The following is a 2697-nucleotide window of genomic DNA, read 5'->3' as shown; positions in this document are numbered from 1 at the left end:
AGAAGCAATGAAAATTGCTTCTTTTTTATTTTAACTTTAAAGAGTATAAAAAAAATTAGAAAATAATATAGATACTTGTAATATTAAAAAATTTATACATGAGTTAGAAATTATAAATAAGAAATAATAAAAAAATTAAATTTTAAGCGTTTAAAGAAAATTTTATGTTTAAAAAAACAAAATTATAATAAAAATTTTTTATTATTTTTTATGATGATTTTAAGTAGAGAGAGCATTAATATATTAAAAAATATTATTTTTTAAAAAAATATATAAAAAATTAATAAAATTAGCAAAAAAATATTGTCTTATTTTTTAAAAAATGATAAAATCAAAAAGACTTTATCAGCTATTGATAGTCAATTTCGAAATACTTTTTATGTAAAATAGGAGGGAAGAAAATAGACAAAAAATGTATTAATATTAATTACTTAAACTTTTAAAATAAAAATACTTAAAAAATAGATAGGAGAAAAAGATGAATAAAAAATTTTTAACATTAAGTTTAGCCACGTGCATGATAGCAACAAGTTTTAATAATATAAATGCTTTTGCAAATGAAAATAATAATAATATTGAGAAAAATAATAAAAATAAAAATGAAAGTTTAATAGAAATTGAGAAAAAAGATATAATTTTTAAAGATGGACAAGCAAACTATCATTTAGAAGTATATATAAACAAAAATGCTGATATTGTAGAAAAAGTTGTAGATAAGAGTAAAAAAGAAAATATATACGGATATTTTGCAATGATTTGGGGAGAATTTAAGTACCAACAAGAAGGGCTTAGTAAATATAACGGGAAAAGTTTTTCAGAAATAGAAAATATGCCAACTCCTAAAAATATGACTATAATGGGCAATCAAGTGGACTTACCAAGCATTGTTCATAAAAAGATAATAGAACAAATTAAAACTGTTCAGCGAACAGGCGAAAACAAAGAAGAAAAGATATCTCTAGCAAAAGCATTACATAATTTTGAAAAGATTTATGTTGAAAATAATAAAGATTTGTACGAAGAAAAATCATTAAATGAATTTAACAATATTTATAAAAAAACAAGTTTAGACTTAAAAGATAATTCTAAATCTAAAGAAGATTTAAAGAAAGATTTAGAACAGTTAAATAAGTCTCATAGTGAACTTAAACCTGCTGTATTTTCAAAAGATAAATATAATGCACTTATGAAAGAAGCAGAAGAAAAATTAAAAAATGAATCTCATTATTCAATAACATCTATAGGAAATTTAAAACAAAAAATTTCAGAAGTTAAAAAACATGAAGCAAAAAATGTTTTAGAAATAAGAGAAAAAGAAAATATTCTTCAAAATGCTATAAATGGTTTAGTAACTGTAGAAGAAGCAAAGATGCGTTTTTCTATAAATGCTAATTTAGTGATGAAAGATGCTGAATCTGATGAATCAATGGCAAATCAATTTTTAGTAAAAGAACTTCTTTTGATAGAAAAAGATAATAAAAAAATATACAATATATCGTTTAAAAAAGATAAATTTCAAGGTATAACAGCCGAAGTTTTAGAATTTAAATATCAAAAAGATAATCAATGGATAACAGCAAAAAAATTAAATTCTGGGAATGAAAACATTAAAACTTATGAGATGGAATTACCTAATAGTGATATAGATACAATTAATGTTAAGTTTTCAGCGTATATGGGAGGAGATAGCCCTACAGAAAAAGAAGCAGTTTTAAAAATTGATAAAACTACAAAAAGAGGCGAAGGAGAAGATATAAATTCTGGAAACAAAGCCCCTCTTATTAAGACAATTCAAGAGCATAAAGAGATATATGAAGACGTACTAGCTGGTCTTTATAAAGAAGAGGGTGCAAATAAATATCTTAAAAAATATCAAGAAGCACTAAAAACCATAGAAAATAAAGAAGCTACAGAAGATAATATAGAAGATGCTAGAAGAGGACTTCTTGCAACAAAACAAAATGATTTGATACTAAAATCTGTAGATACATATAAAGATTTACTTATAAAAGCAGAAAGTTTAGCAGAAGAAAAAAATAAAAATAAATATGGTGAAAAATGTTTTGCTAAATTGAAAGAAGCTGTAGCAAGTGGAAATGCTGTTTGGACAAAACGTAACGATTTAACAAAACAAGAATTGAATAGTTTAATATCTAAACTTGATTTATCAATAAAAAATCTTAAAACTCCTGAACAAGAGAAGATTGCCATGGAAGAGGAATTAAGCGCTAAGAAAACAACGAAAAAAGTAAAAATATTAGAAAAAGACAAAAATAATGAATCAATGGCAAATGCTTTTGTAGAGAATAATGTAATGATTACAGAATATAAAGATAAAACAAAATATGAAGTTACATTTACAGGTTTTCCAAAAGAAAAACCACTTACAAACTCAATAAATAGAGCTAGTATGATAATTGATAATAAAGAGTACATGGGTAATATTGTAGAACAAACGGATGATTATAAAGTTAAATTTGTATTTGAAACAGCTGTTGAATTTAAAGAAAAAATTCGTATGAAAATAAATGTTGTCCCAATGGGTAATGTAGAAAAAGAGGTAGATCTTGTTTTTGTAAATTCTGATAATAAAATAAATGATAATGAATTCCCAAATTCAAAAAAACCAGAAACTCCGATCGAAACTCCTGATGTAACGCCTACGCCAACACCAGCTCCAGAAATAAAATCAGGTTG

The 2697-nt window shown here is 23.9% G+C and carries 1 protein-coding gene; it reads left to right on the top strand.

Annotation, left to right across the window (positions count from 1 at the left end):
* Positions 1-478 precede the first annotated feature (478 nt).
* Positions 479-2697 (top strand): NEAT domain-containing protein (locus tag HMPREF1871_RS04130; RefSeq protein WP_157058064.1); only part of this gene is annotated, 2219 nt, incomplete at its 3' end.

The sequence above is a fragment of the Gemelliphila asaccharolytica genome, assembly GCF_001553005.1.
GTDB classification, from domain to species: Bacteria; Bacillota; Bacilli; order Staphylococcales; family Gemellaceae; genus Gemelliphila; species Gemelliphila asaccharolytica.
Note: the sequence above shows the minus strand (reverse complement) of the source record. Positions and strands in the feature narration are given on the sequence as shown.